General features: G+C 74.2%; 17 protein-coding genes. 14 read left to right on the top strand and 3 right to left on the bottom strand.

The annotated features are described in order from the left end of the window. The first annotated feature begins 58 nt into the window (after window positions 1-58). Genes ACFYT9_RS33360 through ACFYT9_RS33350 form a run of 3 tightly spaced genes read left to right on the top strand, consistent with a single transcriptional unit; the run spans window position 59 to window position 3,689 of the window. Window positions 59-1,708 carry a hypothetical protein gene (locus tag ACFYT9_RS33360; protein ID WP_389169635.1) on the top strand — a complete coding sequence of 550 codons (1,650 nt, stop codon included), beginning with the start codon at window positions 59-61 and terminating at the stop codon, window positions 1,706-1,708. After that, a complete protein-coding gene (mycP, locus tag ACFYT9_RS33355) occupies window positions 1,705-2,904 on the top strand; it encodes a type VII secretion-associated serine protease mycosin (protein WP_389169633.1) in 1,200 nt (399 codons plus the stop codon). Before ACFYT9_RS33360 ends, mycP begins: the two co-directional genes overlap by 4 nt. 50 nt (window positions 2,905-2,954) lie before the next feature. Further along, window positions 2,955-3,689, top strand: coding sequence for an SseB family protein (locus ACFYT9_RS33350; protein WP_387270643.1), 735 nt, complete (start codon window positions 2,955-2,957; stop codon window positions 3,687-3,689). Between the two features lie 9 nt (window positions 3,690-3,698). Here ACFYT9_RS33350 and ACFYT9_RS33345 read toward each other — a convergent pair whose 3' ends face one another. Next, window positions 3,699-4,088 carry a DUF1844 domain-containing protein gene (locus ACFYT9_RS33345; RefSeq protein WP_376604182.1) on the bottom strand — a complete coding sequence of 130 codons (390 nt, stop codon included), beginning with the start codon at window positions 4,086-4,088 and terminating at the stop codon, window positions 3,699-3,701. 303 nt (window positions 4,089-4,391) lie between these two features. On the opposite strand from ACFYT9_RS33345, the gene infC reads away from it, so the two are divergent. From infC to ACFYT9_RS33295, 10 genes are all read left to right on the top strand, one after another. Then, entirely contained in the window at window positions 4,392-5,087 is a 696-nt protein-coding gene (gene infC / locus ACFYT9_RS33340) for a translation initiation factor IF-3 (RefSeq protein WP_387270640.1), read from the top strand. Between the two features lie 125 nt (window positions 5,088-5,212). Next, entirely contained in the window at window positions 5,213-5,407 is a 195-nt protein-coding gene (gene rpmI, locus ACFYT9_RS33335; protein ID WP_015032399.1) for a 50S ribosomal protein L35, read from the top strand. Window positions 5,408-5,513: 106 nt separating this feature from the next. After that, complete coding sequence (gene rplT, locus ACFYT9_RS33330; protein ID WP_017241732.1) at window positions 5,514-5,900, top strand: 50S ribosomal protein L20; 387 nt, start codon at window positions 5,514-5,516, stop codon at window positions 5,898-5,900. A 116-nt stretch (window positions 5,901-6,016) separates the two neighbouring features. Beyond that, window positions 6,017-6,856, top strand: coding sequence for a TrmH family RNA methyltransferase (locus ACFYT9_RS33325; protein WP_376603115.1), 840 nt, complete (start codon window positions 6,017-6,019; stop codon window positions 6,854-6,856). Between the two features lie 137 nt (window positions 6,857-6,993). Beyond that, window positions 6,994-8,127 (top strand): ATP-binding protein, encoded by a 1,134-nt coding sequence (locus ACFYT9_RS33320; RefSeq protein ID WP_389169627.1) that lies wholly within the window; start codon window positions 6,994-6,996, stop codon window positions 8,125-8,127. 166 nt (window positions 8,128-8,293) lie between these two features. Further along, the gene (pheS, locus tag ACFYT9_RS33315; RefSeq protein WP_389169624.1) at window positions 8,294-9,421 is read left to right on the top strand and encodes a phenylalanine--tRNA ligase subunit alpha; all 1,128 of its coding nucleotides are present in this window, start codon (window positions 8,294-8,296) and stop codon (window positions 9,419-9,421) included. Then, window positions 9,421-11,949, top strand: a complete 2,529-nt coding sequence (pheT, locus tag ACFYT9_RS33310) for a phenylalanine--tRNA ligase subunit beta (protein WP_389169621.1) — start codon at window positions 9,421-9,423, stop codon at window positions 11,947-11,949. Before pheS ends, pheT begins: the two co-directional genes overlap by 1 nt. A gap of 290 nt (window positions 11,950-12,239) precedes the next feature. Beyond that, window positions 12,240-13,334, top strand: a complete 1,095-nt coding sequence (locus ACFYT9_RS33305) for a PP2C family protein-serine/threonine phosphatase (RefSeq protein WP_389169617.1) — start codon at window positions 12,240-12,242, stop codon at window positions 13,332-13,334. 279 nt (window positions 13,335-13,613) lie between these two features. Beyond that, window positions 13,614-14,957, top strand: coding sequence for a transcriptional regulator (locus ACFYT9_RS33300; RefSeq protein WP_387270633.1), 1,344 nt, complete (start codon window positions 13,614-13,616; stop codon window positions 14,955-14,957). A 62-nt stretch (window positions 14,958-15,019) separates the two neighbouring features. Then, window positions 15,020-15,550 (top strand): NUDIX hydrolase, encoded by a 531-nt coding sequence (locus ACFYT9_RS33295; protein ID WP_376603090.1) that lies wholly within the window; start codon window positions 15,020-15,022, stop codon window positions 15,548-15,550. A gap of 119 nt (window positions 15,551-15,669) precedes the next feature. On the opposite strand, the gene ACFYT9_RS33290 is transcribed toward ACFYT9_RS33295, so the two are convergent. Continuing rightward, window positions 15,670-16,530, bottom strand: coding sequence for a 3-hydroxybutyryl-CoA dehydrogenase (locus ACFYT9_RS33290; RefSeq protein WP_376603091.1), 861 nt, complete (start codon window positions 16,528-16,530; stop codon window positions 15,670-15,672). Between the two features lie 197 nt (window positions 16,531-16,727). On the opposite strand from ACFYT9_RS33290, the gene ACFYT9_RS33285 reads away from it, so the two are divergent. After that, entirely contained in the window at window positions 16,728-17,999 is a 1,272-nt protein-coding gene (locus ACFYT9_RS33285; protein ID WP_389169612.1) for a glycoside hydrolase family 10 protein, read from the top strand. On the opposite strand, the gene ACFYT9_RS33280 is transcribed toward ACFYT9_RS33285, so the two are convergent. Beyond that, window positions 17,996-18,193, bottom strand: a complete 198-nt coding sequence (locus tag ACFYT9_RS33280; RefSeq protein ID WP_376603093.1) for a DUF1918 domain-containing protein — start codon at window positions 18,191-18,193, stop codon at window positions 17,996-17,998. The genes ACFYT9_RS33285 and ACFYT9_RS33280 overlap by 4 nt on opposite strands. Window positions 18,194-18,225: the final 32 nt, after the last annotated feature.

Here is an 18,225-nt window from a genome sequence, read left to right as displayed (position 1 = left end):
GCGCGGCGGGGAACAGCCCGTAGAGTGGCGGGCATTGTCGGCGGGAGCAGGGGGCGGGATGACCAGCGAGCAGAACCCGCACGCCCCCCGCGTCACGGAGACCCTCCCCGCTCCCACCAGCGCCCTCTCCTCCCTCACCACCCACCTCACGCCTCCCGCCCGCCAGACCTCCGAGACACCCGCGCCGAGGCCCCCGTCCGACCCGCCCGCGCCCGCGCGCCCCGCCCCCGGCACCGCCCCCCGCCCGGATGCGGGTACGACTCCGGCCCCGCGCCCCGCCTCCGACACGGCCCCCGCCCCGCGTCCCGCCTCCGGCACGGCACCCGCCTCCGGTACGGCTCCGGCCCCGCGCTCGGACGCCGCTCCGACTCCGGCCGCGCCCCCCGTGGCGGGCACGCCCCCGCGCCCCGCGACCGCCCCGGCCCCGCTGCCCCCGGCCCGCGCCCCGCACCGCCCGCCGGCCGCACCGGCAGCGCCGCCCGCGTCGGCCCCGCGCGCGACGACCGCCGGCCGTGACACCCCGCCCCCGGCCCGCCCCGCGCAGCCGCCCGCGGCCACCCCGCCCCGCCCGTCCGGCGCGGCCCCACTGCCCCCGGCGACCACCCCGGCCACCCCGAGCACCCCGGCGCCGCGCCAGGCCACGGCGCCGCCCGCCCGCCCGGCGACCCCGCCGCGCCCGGCCGCCGCACCCGCGCCCCGTACCGCCGCAGCGGCGTCCGCCCCGCGGAGCCCGGCCGGCTCCGGCTCCGCCCCCGCCGCCGGAGCCACGTCCAGGCCCTCGAACACCTCCGCCCCGCTGCCCCCGGCCCGTGCCCCGCACCGCCCGGTCGCCACGGCCCCGGCCGCCGCGCCCGTCGAGACCACCACCCGGCTGCGCGCCGTGCGGGTGCCGGCCAACGGGACGGACGAGACGCCGGTCGAGACGACCACCCGGCTGCGGCCCATACGGGAGCGGCGGCGGGGCAGGACCCTGGCCGTCGGCGCCTGTGTCGTGCTCGGGATCGGCCTCGTCGGCGGGGCGCTCGCCGGGGTCTGGCTGGCCGCCTCCGGCGGCGGGAAGCCCGCCGAACCCGCCGGGTACGCGGTCGCGAAGGAGCTCTGGCACAACGCTCCCGTCGACACCCTCTTCCCCCGCACCCTCACCGCCCCCCAGGCGGGCCCCGGCCCCTCCGCCCGCACCTGGACCCGGATCGTCGTCGCCCCGGACGCCCCCTGCGCCCCCGCCTCCCTCGCCCCCAGGCTGCTCACCGCCCTGAGCCCGCTCGGCTGCGAGCGCGTCGTGCGCGCCACCTACACCGACGCCACCGCCAGCAGCGTCCTCACCGTCGGCCTCGTCTTCACCCGCGCCGACGTCACCGCCCAGCGCGCCCTCGACGGGCGGAGACTGACCGCCCGCCTCGGCCAGGACGTGCCCCCGGCGCTCGCCGGACCCGGCACCGTCGCCGCCGGCTTCGGCCCGGGCCAGCGCGCCGCCTGGTGGGTGACCGCCCCCGCCGACCTGCCCGTCGTCGTCACCGCCGTCTCCGGCTTCGCCGACGGCCGCACCGCCGGCCGCGCGGTCGCCGCCGACCAGGCCATGAAGAAGGGCCGCACGGACGCCGTGGCCCAGTCCGGCCTCGGTCACGAGGCCCTCGGCATCGCCGAACGCCTGGAACAGCAGCTCCGCACCACCGCCCTGAACGCGGCGAAGGAAGAGGACCAGCGGTGACCCGGCAGCCCCGTACCCGCACGCGCGCGCGTGCCCGCGCCTCCGCCGGGGTGCCCGCCGCCCTGCTCGCCGCCGTGTTCGCCGTGCTCCCCGCCGCCGCGCCCGCGCACGCCGACGCCATCCGCGACCGCCAGTGGGGCCACGACACCCTCCGTACCTCCGAGGCGTGGCGCACCACCAAGGGCGAGGGCGTCACCGTCGCCGTCCTCGACACCGGCGTCGACGCCGACCACCCCGACCTCGCCGGCTCCGTCCTGCCCGGCCACGACCTCATCGGCTTCGGCGCCGCGAGGGGCGACGCGACCTGGGCCCGGCACGGCACCGCGATGGCCGGCATCATCGCCGGCCACGGCCACGGCTGGGCCGACGGCAGCGGCGTCCTCGGCATCGCCCCCGGCGTCCGCATCCTGCCCGTCCGGGTCATCCTCGAAGGCAAGGACAAGGCCCGCGACAAGGCCCGCAAGACCCGCGGCACCGCCCTCGCCCAGGGCATCCGCTGGGCCGCCGACCACGGGGCCGACGTCATCAACCTCTCCCTCGGGGACGACTCCAAGTCCGCCCACCCCGACCCCGGCGAGGACGCCGCCGTCCAGTACGCCCTCGCCAAGGGCGTCTCCGTCGTCGCCTCCGCGGGCAACGGCGGCGAGAAGGGCGACCACATCTCCTACCCGGCCGCCTACCCCGGCGTCATCGCGGTCACCGCCGTCGACCGCCACGGCACCCGCGCCTCCTTCTCCACCCGCCGCTGGTACGCCACGGTCAGCGCCCCCGGAGTCGACATCGTCATCGCGGACCCGGACCGCAAGTACTACGAGGGCTGGGGCACCAGCGCCGCCGCCGCGTTCGTCTCCGGCGCCGTCGCCCTCGTCCGCTCCGCCCACCCCGACCTGACCCCCGCCCAGGTCAAGAAGCTCCTCGTCGACACCGCCCGCGACCGGCCCGAGGGCGGCCGCAGCGACGACAAGGGGTACGGCACCGTCGACCCGGCCGCCGCCATCGAGGCGGGCGCCGCGCTGAAGGGCGGCGACCCGAAGAACGCCACGGCGGGCCACCGCGGCCAGTACTTCGGCCCCGGCCCCCTCGCCGCCGCCGAGGAGGACACCGCCCCCGGACTCCTCGCCCCGCTCGCCGGCGGACTCGGCGCCCTCCTCCTGCTGACCGCCCTGGTCCTCCACCGGGCCGGCCGCACCCGCTGACCGCCTGCCCGGCGGGCCGGGCGCACGGCCCGGCCGGTTAGGCTCGGGGCGTGGAGCTCAAGAACATCCCGGACCCCGGTTTCTCCGACGACGACGGCACCGCCCACCCGGCGCTCGCCGCGGCCCTCGCCGCCTGGGCGGAGGACAGAACCGCCCACGGCCCCGTCCTCGAGGCGCTGCGCGGCGCCCGGCTCCTCGTCCCCGTCGTCGCCGTCCTCGGCGAGGTGGAGACCGACCCGGAGACCGGGCTGAAGCGGGAGAAGACCAGCGACATGGCGGTGCCGACGCTGACCGCCGGCGACCGGCGCGCCCTCCCCGCCTTCACCTCGACCGCCGCGCTCGCCCTGTGGGACCCGGCCGCCCGGCCCGTCGCCGTCCCGCTCCGGCAGGCGCTCGCCGCCCTCGTCCACGAGAAGGCCGACACCCTCGTCCTCGACCTGGCGGGCCCGGTGCCGTACCAGGTCAGCGGTTCCGCGCTGCTCGCCCTCGCCGAGGGCCGCACCGGCACCGACCCCCTCGACGACCCGGCCGTACGGGACGCGGTCCGCGCCGCGGTCGCCGCCGAGCCCGCCGTCCTCCGCGCCCACCTCGGCCCCGGCACCGCCGACGGCACCCTCGCCCTGGTCCTCGCCGAGGACGCCGCCCCCGCCGAGACCGCCCAGCGGGTGGCCCGCTCCCTCGCCGCCGACGAAACACTGAGGGCCCGCCTGGTGCGGGGCCTCGACCTGGCACTGCTGCCGGCCGCGGCCACCCCTCCGGGCGAGCCCTTCTACGTACGGGACTGAGCGCGCGGCCTAGCCGTACACGGCGCCCGTGTACTTCTCGCCCGGGCCCTGGCCCGGCTCGTCCGGGACGAAGGACGCCTCGCGGAAGGCGAGCTGGAGGGACTTCAGTCCGTCCCGCAGCGGGGCCGCGTGGAAGGACGAGATCTCGGTCGTGCTCGCGTCGAGGAGGCCCGCGAGCGCGTGGATCAGCTTGCGCGCCTCGTCGAGGTCCTTGTGCGCGTCGCCCTCCTCGGTGAGGCCGAGCTTGACCGCGGCGGCGCTCATCAGGTTGACGGCGACGGTCACGATCACCTCGACCGCCGGGACCTCCGCGATGTCGCGGGTCATGGCATCGAAGTCGGGGCTGTCGGCGGAGGCGCCGGGGGTGGTCGTGGACTCGTTCTGGGGGGTCTCGCTCATGCCCCACACGATAAGCGGGCCGGCGGTTCGCGCCGACCGCCGGGTCCTGCTAACCTTGTGTAACGACCGGCCGGACACCTGTGTGCCCGGCCCACAAGTGGAGGCTCCGATCTCCCACCTGACCGCCCTCACGGGCGGCGGGTCACCGGTCAGGTGGCGCCCATCGTTCCGTACGGACGATGGAGCCGCCCGATGTGCGCCCCGCGGTTCACCGTGGTGGTGCTCCGGTTTGCCTTGGAGCCCCACCTGTGTCCCGTTGGGGCATTTTTTGCGTCCCCGCTCGGTTGGTCACATCGATTTGGATTGACGTGTCCGTCCGCCAAGGCGGTCGCGTGGTGCTACCGAGGAGGATCCATCAGCGCCGAGCCCCGCATCAACGAGCGGATTCGCGTTCCCGAGGTGCGTCTTGTCGGCCCCAGCGGCGAGCAGGTGGGCATCGTCCCCCTTGCCAAGGCCCTGGAGCTCGCGCAGGAGTACGACCTCGATCTTGTCGAGGTCGCGGCGAACGCCCGTCCGCCCGTGTGCAAGCTCATGGACTACGGGAAGTTCAAGTACGAGTCGGCCATGAAGGCCCGTGAGGCGCGCAAGAACCAGGCGCACACGGTCATCAAGGAGATGAAGCTCCGGCCGAAGATCGACCCGCACGACTACGACACCAAGAAGGGCCACGTCGTCCGCTTCCTCAAGCAGGGCGACAAGGTCAAGATCACGATCATGTTCCGTGGTCGTGAGCAGTCCCGGCCCGAGCTCGGTTACCGCCTGCTGCAGCGCCTCGCCGAGGACGTCCAGGAGCTTGGCTTCATCGAGTCGAACCCGAAGCAGGACGGCCGGAACATGATCATGGTTCTGGGCCCGCACAAGAAGAAGACCGAGGCCATGGCCGAGGCGCGCGAGGCTCAGGCCGCGCGCAAGGCGGAGCGCCAGGGCATCGCGCCCGAGGCCGCTCCGGCGGCCGAGGAGGCTTCGGCCGACACGTCGGCCGAGAACGCCGAGGCGTGATCCGACGGGGCTGCCCCTGGGGCGGCCCCCCGGTCCCGTCCGGTACCACCCAACGAAGGATTGACGCTCCCGGTTCGCCGGTGCCCGCACCGGGGGAGCGCCACTGACGAGGAGATAACGGCGCTATGCCGAAGAACAAGACGCACTCCGGTGCCAAGAAGCGCTTCAAGGTCACCGGCTCCGGCAAGATCCTGCGCGAGCGCGCCGGCAAGCGCCACCTGCTCGAGCACAAGTCGTCCAAGCTGACGCGTCGCCTCACCGGCAACGCCGAGATGGCCCCGGGTGACGCCGCCAAGATCAAGAAGATGCTGGGCATCTGAGCTTGATCTCCCGCCCTCGGACGCCGAGGGCATCCGGCCGAGACCGGTACCCATCCGTTTTCCGGGTCGTGTGAAGACACCACGGCCCCGCTACAAGGAGTAAGAAGTGGCACGCGTCAAGCGGGCAGTCAACGCCCACAAGAAGCGCCGGGCGATCCTCGAGGCGGCCTCCGGCTACCGCGGTCAGCGTTCGCGCCTGTACCGCAAGGCCAAGGAGCAGGTCACCCACTCGCTGGTCTACAACTACAACGACCGCAAGAAGCGCAAGGGCGACTTCCGTCAGCTGTGGATCCAGCGCATCAACGCCGCTGCCCGCCAGAACGGCATGACGTACAACCGCCTCATCCAGGGTCTGAAGGCCGCCAACATCGAGGTGGACCGCAAGATCCTCGCCGAGCTGGCCGTCAACGACATCAACGCGTTCGCCGCGCTGGTCGAGGTCGCGCAGAAGGCCCTCCCGGCCGACGTCAACGCCCCGAAGGCCGCCGCCTGATCTTCCAGGCCGCAGTGCTTCCGACCGGACCCGCAGGCCCCGCGCCTGCGGGTCCGGCGCGTTGACCGCCCGCCGCGGAAACCCCCGACGAGACCGAGACAGAGAGCCCCAGGCACATGTCCACCCCCGAGCTGATCTCCCCGCGTTCCCCGCGCGTCGTCGCCGCCCGGCGGCTCGCCAAGCGCAACTTCCGGGGCAAGGACCGCCTCTTCCTCGCCGAGGGCCCGCAGGCCGTCCGCGAGGCCGTCGCGCACCGGGGCCCCGACGGCGCCCCCACCCTCGTCGAGCTCTTCACCACCGTCGAGGCCGCCGAGCGGTACGCGCCCATCGTCGAGGCCGCCCGCGCCGCCGGCGCCCGTGTCCACCACGCCTCCGACGCCGTCCTCGCCGAGGTCTCCCAGACCGTCACCCCGCAGGGCCTCGTCGGCGTCTGCCGCTTCCTCGACTCGCCGTTCGACGCGGTCCTCGCCGCCCGGCCCAAGCTGGTCGCCGTCCTCGCGCACGTCCGCGACCCCGGGAACGCCGGCACCGTGCTCCGCTGCGCCGACGCCGCCGGCGCCGACGCGGTGATCCTCACCGACGCCTCCGTCGACCTGTACAACCCGAAGTCGGTCCGCGCCTCCGTCGGCTCCCTCTTCCACCTCCCCGTCGCCGTCGGTGTCCCCGTCGAACAGGCCGTCGCCGGCCTCAAGGGCGCCGGGGTCCGGATCCTCGCCGCCGACGGCGCAGGGCAGGACGACCTCGACGACGAGCTCGACGCCGGCACCATGGGCGGCCCCACCGCCTGGATCTTCGGCAACGAGGCGTGGGGGCTGCCCGAGGAGACCAGGGCCCTCGCCGACGCCGTCGTCCGCGTCCCCATCCACGGCAAGGCCGAGAGCCTCAATCTGGCCACCGCCGCCGCCGTCTGCCTCTACGCCTCGGCCCGCGCCCAGCGCCCCCGCGGCACCGCCTGACGGCACCCCGCCGCCGTACCGCACCGTCGTCTTTCGGACACCCGGTGTGGTCTTCCGGCTGCCGCCGGTCACCCTCGCCCAGTAGAGTGACGCACTCGGGGAGCCCACTGCGGTACACGGAGGGGTGGGAGACGGGGATGACGGCCGGCACGGACAGTCCCGCGCGGACCGCGCAGCGACGCGGCGACGGGGCGCGCCCGCCCGAGCCGTGGCCCGGGATCGACCCCGACGACCTGCCCGACGGGCTCGTCGTCGCCGACGAGAGCGGCCGCGTCGTCTGCTTCAACGCCGCCGCCAGCCGCATCACCGCCGTCCCCGCCCCGGAGGCGCTCGGCCGCCCGCTCGACCAGGCCCTCCCCCTGGAGGACCTCAAAGGCCACCGCTGGTGGAGCCTCACCGACCCGTACGGCGGCCTCGCCACCCGGCGCGGCCAGCCCGAGCGGAACCTGCTGCTTCCCGGCGGCCGCGAGATCCTCGTCTCCGCCCGCTACGTCCGCGAGCACCCCAAGGGGCCAGTCCGCCGGGTCGTCGTCTCGCTGCGCGGCACCGAGGCCCGCCGCCGCTCCGAGCGCAGCCACGCCGAACTCATCGCCACCGTCGCCCACGAACTGCGCTCCCCGCTCACCTCCGTGAAGGGCTTCACCGCCACCCTCCTCAGCAAGTGGGAGCGGTTCACCGACGAGCAGAAGCGGCTCATGCTGGAGACCGTCGACGCCGACGCCGGCCGCATCAAGCGGCTCATCGCCGAACTCCTCGACATCTCCCGGATCGACTCCGGTCGCCTGGAGGTGCGCCGCCAGCCCGTCGACCTCGCCGCCGCCATCGGCCGGCACGTCCAGGTGCACACCACCGGCGGCCAGGCCCCCGACCGCTTCTTCGTCCGCATCAGGCCCGGACTGCCCGCCCTCTGGGCCGATCCCGACAAGATCGACCAGATCCTCGGCAACCTTCTGGAAAACGCGGTGCGCCACGGCGCCGGAACCGTCACCATCGAGGTGGCGCCCCGCACCGCGGGCGGCGACGGAACCGGCGAGGAGGGGACGGAGGTCACCGTGAGCGACGAAGGCCCCGGCATCCCCGAGGAGTCCATGAACCGCGTCTTCACCCGCTTCTGGCGCGGCAGCAAGCGCGGCGGCACCGGACTCGGCCTCTATATCGTCAAGGGTCTCGTCGAGGCCCACGGCGGCACCATCACCGTCGGACGCGGTCCGCGCGGCGGCGCCGAGTTCCGATTTATCCTGCCCGTCGGCGCCCCGGCCCATCTCGTCTGACGTCTCACCCACCGAGACCCGACGGGATCGAGAGCCACCGGGGCCCCCACGGGCTCATCAGCGTGTCCCCACCCCGTTAGACTCGACCTTTGGCACGTTTGCGCCCTTGTCGTCTGTCGTCGAACCGGGGTCGCCCCAGCCAAGCCCAACGGAAGCACGGGAAGAGATGTCGGCACCCAATAAGTCGTACGACCCGGTCGAGGTCGAAGCCTTGAAACCGGAAGAGATCGAGCGCATGCGGGACGAGGCGGTGGTCGCCTTCGCCGCCGCCGGCGACCTCGACGCGCTCGCGCACGCCAAGACGGCGCACACCGGCGGCACCTCGCCGCTCGCCCTCGCCAACCGCGAGATCGGCGCCCTGCCCCCGCAGGCCAAGGCCGCGGCCGGCAAGCTCGTGGGCCAGGCCCGCGGTGTCGTCTCCAAGGCGCTCGCCGCCCGCCAGGCCGAGCTGGAGGCCGAGCGCGACGCGCGCGTCCTCGTCGAGGAGGCCGTCGACGTCACCCTGCCGTACGACCGGATCCCGGCCGGCGCCCGCCACCCGCTGACCACCCTCATGGAGCGCGTCGCCGACGTCTTCGTGTCGATGGGGTACGAGGTCGCCGAAGGCCCCGAGGTCGAGGCCGAGTGGTTCAACTTCGACGCCCTGAACTTCGTGCCGGACCACCCGGCGCGGCAGATGCAGGACACCTTCTTCGTCCAGGGCCCGGAGGGCACGACCGGCGACGAGTCGGGCGTCGTGCTCCGCACCCACACCTCGCCGGTCCAGGCCCGCACCCTCATCGACCGGGAGCCCCCGGTCTACGTGGTGTGCCCCGGCCGCGTCTACCGCACCGACGAGCTCGACGCCACGCACACCCCGGTCTTCCACCAGATCGAGCTGCTCGCCGTCGACGAGGGCCTCACCATGGCCGACCTCAAGGGCACCCTCGACCACATGGTCCAGGCGCTCTTCGGCGCGGACATGAAGACCCGGCTCCGCCCGAACTTCTTCCCCTTCACCGAGCCGTCCGCCGAGATGGACATGCTCTGCTACGTCTGCCGCGGCGAGTCCGTCGGCGACCCCGACCGTCCCTGCCGCACCTGCGGCAGCGAGGGCTGGATCGAGCTCGGCGGCTGCGGCATGGTCAACCCGAAGGTGCTCATCGCCTGCGGCGTGGACCCGGAGAAGTACAGCGGCTTCGCCTTCGGCTTCGGCATCGAGCGGATGCTGATGTTCCGGCACAACGTGGAAGACATGCGAGACATGGTCGAGGGTGACGTCCGGTTCACCCGGCCGTTCGGGATGGAGATCTGATGCGGGTCCCGCTTTCTTGGCTGCGGGAGTACGTCGACCTGCCGGCGACGGAGACCGGCCGCGACGTCCAGGCCAAGCTCATCACCGCCGGCCTCGAGGTCGAGACCGTCGAGCGGCTCGGCGCCGGCCTCACCGGCCCGCTGGTGGTCGGCAAGGTCCTCACCATCGAGGAACTGACGGAGTTCAAGAAGCCCATCCGCTTCTGCACCGTCGACGTCGGCCAGGCCAACGGCACCGGCGAGCCCCAGGAGATCATCTGCGGCGCCCGGAACTTCGCCGTCGGCGACAAGGTCGTCGTGGCCCTGCCCGGCGCCGTCCTCCCCGGTGACTTCCGCATCGCCGAGCGCAAGACCTACGGCAAGGTCTCGCGCGGCATGATCTGCTCCAGCGAGGAGCTGGGCATGGGCGAGGACCCGAACCACGGGATCATCATCCTGCCGCCGGAGCACGAGGTCGGCATCGACGCCACCGTCCTCCTGGAGCTGTACGACGAGGTCCTCGACATCGCCGTCACCCCGGACCGCGGATACTGCCTCTCGATGCGCGGTGTCGCCCGCGAGGCCGCCATCGCGTACGGGCTGCCGCTGCGCGACCCGGCGCTCCTCGACGTGCCCGCGCCGAACTCGTACGGCTACCCGGTCCAGATCACCGACCCGATCGGCTGCGACCGCTTCACGGCCCGCACGGTCGTCGGCCTGGACCCCGAGGCCCGCTCGCCGATCTGGCTCCAGCGCCGCCTCCAGAAGGCCGGCATGCGCCCGATCTCGCTGGCCGTCGACATCACCAACTACGTGATGCTGGAGCTCGGCCAGCCGCTGCACGCCTACGACCGCACCCGGCTCGACGGCCCCATCGGGGTCCGCCGCGCCGAGCCCGGCGAGAAGATCACCACCCTCGACGGCACCGCACGCGTCCTCGACGCCGCGGACCTGGTCATCACCGACAACCGCGGCCCGATCGGCATCGCGGGCGTCATGGGCGGCGCCCACACCGAGATCGCCGACCCGGTGACCGACCCCGAGACCGGCGCCGTCACCGGCTCCACCGAGGTCGTCATCGAGGCCGCGCACTTCGACGCCATCTCGATCGCCCGCACGGCCCGCCGCCACAAGCTGTCCTCCGAGGCGTCCAAGCGCTTCGAGCGCGGCGTGGACCCGCAGGCCGCCGCCGCTGCCGCGCAGCGCACCGTCGACCTGCTGGTGCTGCTCGCGGGCGGCACCGCCGAGGCCGGCGTCACCGAGATCGCCGCCCCGTCGGCGCCCCGCACGATCGCGATGCCGGCGAACCACCCCGACAAGGTCGCGGGCGTGGCGTACGGCCGCGAGACCGTCGTCCGCCGCCTCCAGGAGGTCGGCTGCGACGTCTACGGCCAGGACGAGCTCGTCGTCACCGTGCCCTCGTGGCGCCCCGACCTGAACGAGCCGAACGACCTCGCCGAGGAGGTCATCCGGTTGGAGGGCTACGAGAACCTGCCCTCCACCCTGCCGAAGCCCCCGGCCGGCCGCGGCCTCACCGAGCGCCAGCGCGTCCACCGCCGGGTCGGCCGCGCCCTCGCCGGCGCCGGCTACGTCGAGGCGCTGAACTACCCCTTCATCGGGCAGCAGGCGCTCGACCAGCTCGGCCTCGACGCGGACGACGCCCGCCGCGAGGTCGTCACCCTCGTCAACCCGCTCTCCGACGAGGAGCCCGCGCTCCGCACCACGCTGCTCCCCGGCCTGCTCGCCGCGCTGCGCCGGAACGACAGCCGCGGCAGCCACGACCTGGCCCTCTTCGAGACCGGCCTGGTCTTCCGTCCGCAGGGCGAGGCGAAGGTCGCGGTCCGCCTGCCGGTCGACCGCCGTCCCACCGACGAGGAGATCGCCGGCGTCGACGCCGCGCTGCCCGCGCAGCCGCGCCGCGCCGCCGTCGTCCTCGCCGGTGCCCGCGAGCAGTCCGGCTGGTGGGGCAAGGGCCGCCCGGCCGACTGGGCCGACGCGGTCGAGGCCGCCCGCCTCGTGGCCGCCGAGGCCGGCGCGGAGCTGCTGATCGACGCCGACCAGCACGCCCCGTGGCACCCGGGCCGCTGCGCCGCCTTCCACGTGGTGATCGACGGGGTCAAGACCCTCGCCGGCCACGGCGGCGAGCTCCACCCGCGCGTCGTCAAGGCGCTGGGCCTGCCGGCCCGCTCCTGCGCGATGGAGCTGGACCTGGACGTGCTGGAGAAGGCGGGCGAGGGTCCGGTCAAGGCCCCGCGCATCTCGGCCTTCCCGGTCGCCACCCAGGACGTCGCCCTGGTCGTCGACCAGGACGTGCCGTCCGCCGCGGTCGAGCACCACCTGGCCGTCGGCGCGGGTGAACTCCTGGAGTCCATCCGCCTGTTCGACGTCTACACCGGCGACCAGGTCGGCGAGGGCAAGAAGTCCCTGGCGTACGCGCTGAAGTTCCGCGCCGAGGACCGCACCCTCACCGTCGAGGAGGCCACCGCCGCCCGCGACGCCGCGGTCGCCCTGGCCGCCGAGCAGACCGGCGCGGTGCTGCGCGGCGCCTGACGCCGAAGCGGTACGCCACGGAGGGCCGTCCCGGGACCAGTTCCCGGGGCGGCCCTCCGCCGTGTCCGAGACCGGCCACCGCTCGCACACGGCGGCGGGCTTCGGCACTCCGTACGCGTGGGGTGGGGCAGGCCTGGGGCGGCACAGGAGGGTTGCTCACTCGTTCGGGTGAGATCGCCAGGGGGTGTTCCCCTCGGTCCGCACGGTCGGCAGAATCGACGCGGCCACAGGGGCGGGCTTGTGCGCCGCAGGACCTCAGGGCGCTGCCGGGGGCTCGGGAAGGGCCGTACATGATCCGTACCAGCCGTGCAGACCGCCTCCGTCCGAGCGCCGCCGGCTCCACCCTCGGCTCCCGTCTCCGCCGGTCGGCGCCGCTCGCGCTCCCCGTCGGCTGGGGCGCGATCGCCGTGGCGTGGAAGTTCGGGTGCCCGCTGGCCCGGCAGCCCGGGCTGCCGATGCGGATCGCCACGAGCATCGTCTTCCTCACCGTCGGCACGGGACTAGTCCTCGGGGTGCGCCGGCAGCTGCGGCGCGAGCTGGCGCGGGTGCGGGCCGTCGCCGACGCCACGCAGCGGGTGCTGCTGCGCCCGCCACCCGCCCGGCTCGACGGACTCGCCCTGGCCGCGGGGCAGTTGTCGGCCACCCGGGGCGCCTCGGTGGGGGGCGACCTGTACGAGGCGGTGGCGACGCCCCACGGGGTGCGGATCGTCGTCGGGGACGTGCGCGGCCACGGGCTCGCCGCCCTGGGCGCGGTCGTCGCGGTGCTGGGGAGCTTCCGGGAGGCCGCCCACGACGAGCCCGAGCTCGGCGGGGTGCTGCGGCGCCTGGAGCGGGCGCTCCAGCGGCATCTGCGGGAGCGAGCCAGGGACGAGCACCCGGCCCGCGGCGGGGGCGAACCGGAGCATCCGGTGGCCGAGGAGTTCGTGACGCTGATGCTCCTGGAGGTCCGCGCCGACGGGCGGCTCGCCGTCCTCGACTGCGGCCACCCCGCCCCGTACCGGCTCGGTGCCCGGGTGGAGCGGCTGCCGGTGGGCGAGCCGCTGCCGCCGCTCGGCGTGCTGCCGCTGCCGGCGGTGCTCGTCCCGTACACCGCCGCCCGGTTGCTCCCCGGCGAGACGCTGGTGCTGCACACCGACGGGGCGGAGGAGGCCCGGGACCGCCGGGGGCGCTTCTTCGGTCTGGAGGCGGCGCTCGCCCGGAGCGCCGGAGGGTCGCCCGGGACCGTCGTGCGGCAGACGCACGAAGCGCTGCTGCGGCACACCGGAGGGCGGCTCGACGACGACGTGGCCCTGCTCGTCGTCCGCAACGACCGGGTCCGGGTACCGGCGCAGCCCGCCGAACCCGGGCTGCGCCGTCCCCGGCCCGCTCCCTCCACCCACGCTTGAGCGGAGGGACCGGGGATACGGGCGCCGCCCGGCCCGCCACGGAGTGTCGGGCAGATCAGCGGGACGGGCGGCGCGGACCGGGCGGCCGCACTGTACGAGGGGGAGCCGGCGGCCCGGTCTCTCGCCTTGGCGGCGAGGAGCCCAGTCAAGCGGTACGGGTCCCCGCGCGGCAGCGCGCGCGGACCGGAAGAACGGGTACTTCATTCACACCCCGTGCGAAATCGCACCGGACGAATTCGGCCACCGCTACGCTGAGTTCACCGAGCGACCGGAGGGGCCATGCAGCCCAACACCCTGCTCGACGCCCTCCTGGACGAGGCGGGCGTCTCCCACGCAGGTCTCGCCGACCGTGTGAACCGGGCGGGACGGGCCAGGGGCCTCGCCCTGCGTTACGAACACACCGCCGTGGCCAGGTGGTTGAAGGGCCAGCGGCCGCGCGGCCAGGTGCCCGACCTGATCTGCGAGGTGCTCGCGGCCCGCCTCGCCAGGCCCGTCACCCTCGACGACATCGGGCTCGGCGTGCCCGGCGGCGGGCCGCCCGCCTCCCCCGGCACCCCGCTCTCCGGCTTCGTCGACCGGGCCACCGCGCTGTGGCGCTCGGACGAGCAGCAGCGCCCGTACGTCGTGGCCGCGCCGGCGGTGACCGGCACCCCGGCGGTGATCCCGGTGTGGGAGTGGGAGAACCCGCCGGAGGACACCGACGTCTCCCGGACCGGGCTGACCCGGGTGGAGCCGGCCGACATCGCCCTGCTCCGGGCCGCCCGCGCGCACTACGAGCAGATGTACCGCAAGGCCGGCGGCATCGCGACCCGCGCCCGGATCGTCGGCTTCCTCACCACCGAGGCCGCGCCCCGGCTGCGCGGGTCCTACAGCGACGCCCTCGGGCGCTCGCTGCACCGGGCCACCGGGGGACTGGTGGCGGTGGCCGGGATCTGCGCCTACGACGCCGACGCGCACGGGCTCGCGCAGCGCTACTTCCAGCAGGCCCTGCGGCTGGCGAAGGCGAGCGGGGACCGGGCGTTCGGGGCCTATGTGATCGCGCTGATGGTCAACCAGTCGCTGCTGCTGGGGGAGTTCCGGCAGGCGGTGGCGTTCGCCGAGGCGGCGCTGCGGGCCTCCGACGGGACCATCACCCCGGCACTGGCGGCCGACCTGACGGCGATGCAGGCGAAGGCGTACGCCCGGCTCGGGGACGGGGCGGCGGCGCTCGACTGCATCCGGCGGGCCGAGACGGCGGCGGACCGGATCGCGCCGGCGGCGGAGCCGGCCGAGACGGGCTACGTGCAACCGGGCCTCGTCAACGTACAGGTGGCGGAGGCCCTCCTCAGTCTGGGTGATCTCGCGGGGGCGTACGAGCACGCGGCGCGCGCGGTGGGGACGCCCTCGCACGACCGGGGCCGGGTGCACCGCCTCGCGCTGCTCTGCCAGGTCGAACTGCGGCAGGGCGAGGCGGACTCGGCGGCGCGGACGGCCGTCGAGATGACCGAGCGGGCGCGCGGGATGGAGTCGCGGCGGCTGCGGGACCGGCTGCTGGAGGCCCGGAAGCACCTGCTGGCCAGTGACGCGGGGGACGCCCGGGAGGCGGCGGAGTTGATCGACGGGGCGTTGCGCGTTCCGCTCTGACCCTCGAACTGATGCGATATTGCCACCGAACACGCGCCTACCAGTCGGAAGGTGGCAAGAAAGTGCAGTGGACGAAACTGAGTGAACACTCCGTCTATGAAAACCGTTGGTTCCGAGTGAACCTCGCGGACGTCGAACTCCCGGACGGCCGCCACCTCGACCACTATCTGATCCGACTCCGCCCCGTCGCCGTCGCGACCGTCGTCAACGACGCCGACGAGGTCCTGATGCTCTGGCGCCACCGCTTCATCACCGACAGCTGGGGCTGGGAGCTGGCCGCCGGCGTCGTCGAGGACGGCGAGAGCCCCGAGGCCGCCGCCGCCCGCGAGATGGAGGAGGAGACCGGCTGGCGTCCCGGGCCGCTGCGCCACCTCCTCACCGTCGAGCCCTCGAACGGGCTCAGCGACGCCCGGCACCACCTCTACTGGGCCGACCGGGCCACCTGGACCGGACCGCCGGTGGACGGCTTCGAGTCCTCGCGGCGCGCCTGGGTTCCGCTGAAGGAGGTCCCCGAGCTGATCGCCCGGGGCGAGGTCCCGGCCGCGAACATGGCGGCCGGCCTGCTGATGCTGCACCACCTGCGGCTCGGCTGACGCCCCCGGGGGCGTCCACCCGGGAAAGGTGAACGGCCCGTACCTGTGCGGGGGTACGGGCCGTTCGGGTCGCGGAGAGCGACAATCGTGGGACGCCGGGGCGTCGGGGGAGCGAAGGGTCAGGGGTAGACGTAGAAGCCGGATCCGCTCTTGCGGCCGAGCCGGCCCGCGTCGACCATCCGCTGGAGCAGCGGGGGAGCGGCGTACAGCGGCTCCTTGAACTCGGAGTACATGGAGTCGGCGATCGAGACGATCGTGTCGAGGCCGATGAGGTCCGAGAGCTTCAGCGGGCCCATCGGGTGGGCGCAGCCGTACTCCATGCCGTTGTCGATGTCCTCGCGGCTCGCGATGCCGGACTCGAACATCCGGATCGCCGAGAGCAGGTACGGGACGAGCAGCGCGTTGACGACGAAGCCGGAGCGGTCCTGGGCGCGGATCGCGTGCTTGCCGAGCAGCTTCTCGGCGAAGGCCTGCGCCCGGCTGATGGTGCCCTCGGAGGTGGTGAGGGCGGGGATCAGTTCGACCAGCTTCTGGACCGGGGCCGGGTTGAAGAAGTGGATGCCGATGACGTGGTCCGGGCGGGAGGTCGCCACGGCCAGCTTCACCAGCGGGATGGAGGAGGTGTTCGAGGCCAGGATGGCGTCGGGCCGGGTCAGGACCTGGTCGAGGACCTGGAAGATCTCGGTCTTGACCTGCTCGTTCTCGACGACCGCCTCGATCACGAGGTCGCGGTCGGCGAACTCGCCCAGGTCGGTGGTGAAGGAGAGCTTCGCGAGCGCCGCGTCCCGCTCCTCCTCGCTGATCTTGCCGCGTTCGGCGGCCTTGGTCAGCGAGTTCAGCAGCCGGGTGCGGCCGATCTCCAGCGCCTCGCCGGTGGTCTCGGCGACCATCACCTCAAGACCGCTCCGGGCACACACCTCTGCGATGCCCGCGCCCATCTGGCCGCAGCCCACCACTCCGACGCGCTCAATGTCGGCCATGGAGTCCGTCACCTCGTGCCTTTCGCTCTTCTCTGGCGGCGGGCCCCCGTGTGATTCCGGTACGCACGCCTCGACCCCATGACGTTACTCCGATTCGCACGATGATCGATCGGTCGGGGCGGGCATGCTGTCCGCGAGCGTGTGACGTATCCGACAGCGGAGAGGTACAAGTGCGGCCTATCGGGAGAAGAGGGTTTGTGACGACCGCCACGGGAGCGGTATTCGCCGTCCTGGGGGCGGGTGATTCCGGAGCCGCCTCCGGAGCCGCTTCCGGCGCCCGGCCGATACGGGAACCGGAGCGGGGGCGGGCGGCGAGTCCGTACGCCTTCCGGGGCATGTGGGTCGCGACCGTCTTCAACCGGGACTGGCCCTCGCGCACCGGCCTCTCCGCCGCCGCGCAGCGGTCCGAACTGCTGCGGCACCTGGACCGGGCGGTGGAGCGCCGGCTCAACGCGGTCGTGCTCCAGGTACGCCCCACCGCCGACGCGCTGTGGCCCTCGCCGCACGAGCCCTGGGCGGAGTGCCTCACCGGCACCCAGGGCAAGGACCCCGGCTGGGACCCGCTCGGCACGGCCGTCGCGGAGGCCCACGAGCGGGGCCTGGAGCTGCACGCCTGGTTCAACCCGTACCGAGTGGCGAATCACACGGACCCGGGGCGCCTCGTCGCCTCCCATCCGGCCCGGACCCACCCCGGCTGGACCGTGCCCTACGGCGGGAAGCTGTACTACGACCCCGGCCTGCCCGAGGTCCGGCGCTTCGTCCAGGACGCGATGCTCGACGCGGTGCGCCGCTACGACATCGACGCCGTCCACTGGGACGACTACTTCTACCCGTACCCGGTGGCGGGGGAGCGCTTCGACGACGACGCCTCGTACGCCCGGCACGGCGCGGGCTTCGCCACCCGCGCGGACTGGCGGCGGCACAACACCGACCTGCTGGTCTCGGAGATGTCCGCCCGCATCGAGGAGGTCAACCCCCAGGTGCGCTTCGGGGTCAGCCCCTTCGGGGTGTGGCGGGACGCCGCCGACGACCCCGAGGGGTCGGACACCGGTGCGGGTCTGGCCACCTACGACGACCTGTACGCGGACACCCGCAAGTGGGTCAAGGAGGGCTGGATCGACCACGTGGTGCCGCAGCTGTACTGGCACATCGGCCACCCCTCCACCGACTACGCCCGGCTCCTGGCCTGGTGGGACGCGACGGTACGGGGGACGGGCGTCCGGCTGCGCATCGGCGAGGCGCTGTACAAGGCGGGCGACGCGGCCCAGCCCCAGGCGTGGCAGGACCCGGAGGAACTGTCACGGCACCTGGCGCTCGCCGCCGGGCGGCCGGGCGTCGACGGGCACTGCTTCTTCGCGGCGAAGGAGGTCGCGGAGGACCGCATCGGAGCCCTCGCCGCGGCCGTGGCCGACCACTACCCGCCGCCGGCCCGGTCGGCCCGGCGGCCCGGTCGCCCGGAGAGCGGCTAGCGGGGCTGTCCGGGGTGGCGGACGACGGTGTCGGGGCCCGGCGACATCAGGGCCTCGTGTCCGTCGTCCTCGTACTTCACGCGGTACGGGGGAGTGCCGTTCTCCCCCAGTACCTGGATGACCTCGGCCGTGCGGTCGTGTCGACCCACGGTCCGGCCGTGCACCAGCAGTTTGTCGCCCACACTCGCCTGCATCGCGGGACCTCCTCGCGCGCGTAGGGCCTCTG

It is taken from the genome of Streptomyces sp. NPDC004435, from assembly GCF_042873895.1.
In the GTDB taxonomy this organism is placed as follows: Bacteria; Actinomycetota; Actinomycetes; order Streptomycetales; family Streptomycetaceae; genus Streptomyces.
This window is presented reverse-complemented; position numbering and strand designations above follow the sequence as displayed.

Bases quoted from the DNA above. Each gene is read 5' to 3' on its own strand.
- ACFYT9_RS33360 (WP_389169635.1), top strand. From the start codon at position 59: ATGACCAGCGAGCAGAACCCGCACGCCCCCCGCGTCACGGAGACCCTC.
- ACFYT9_RS33345 (WP_376604182.1), bottom strand. From the start codon at position 4,088: ATGAGCGAGACCCCCCAGAACGAGTCCACGACCACCCCCGGCGCCTCC.
- rpmI (WP_015032399.1), top strand. From the start codon at position 5,213: ATGCCGAAGAACAAGACGCACTCCGGTGCCAAGAAGCGCTTCAAGGTC.
- ACFYT9_RS33325 (WP_376603115.1), top strand. From the start codon at position 6,017: ATGTCCACCCCCGAGCTGATCTCCCCGCGTTCCCCGCGCGTCGTCGCC.
- ACFYT9_RS33320 (WP_389169627.1), top strand. From the start codon at position 6,994: ATGACGGCCGGCACGGACAGTCCCGCGCGGACCGCGCAGCGACGCGGC.
- pheS (WP_389169624.1), top strand. From the start codon at position 8,294: ATGTCGGCACCCAATAAGTCGTACGACCCGGTCGAGGTCGAAGCCTTG.
- pheT (WP_389169621.1), top strand. From the start codon at position 9,421: ATGCGGGTCCCGCTTTCTTGGCTGCGGGAGTACGTCGACCTGCCGGCG.
- ACFYT9_RS33305 (WP_389169617.1), top strand. From the start codon at position 12,240: ATGATCCGTACCAGCCGTGCAGACCGCCTCCGTCCGAGCGCCGCCGGC.
- ACFYT9_RS33300 (WP_387270633.1), top strand. From the start codon at position 13,614: ATGCAGCCCAACACCCTGCTCGACGCCCTCCTGGACGAGGCGGGCGTC.
- ACFYT9_RS33290 (WP_376603091.1), bottom strand. From the start codon at position 16,530: ATGGCCGACATTGAGCGCGTCGGAGTGGTGGGCTGCGGCCAGATGGGC.
- ACFYT9_RS33280 (WP_376603093.1), bottom strand. From the start codon at position 18,193: ATGCAGGCGAGTGTGGGCGACAAACTGCTGGTGCACGGCCGGACCGTG.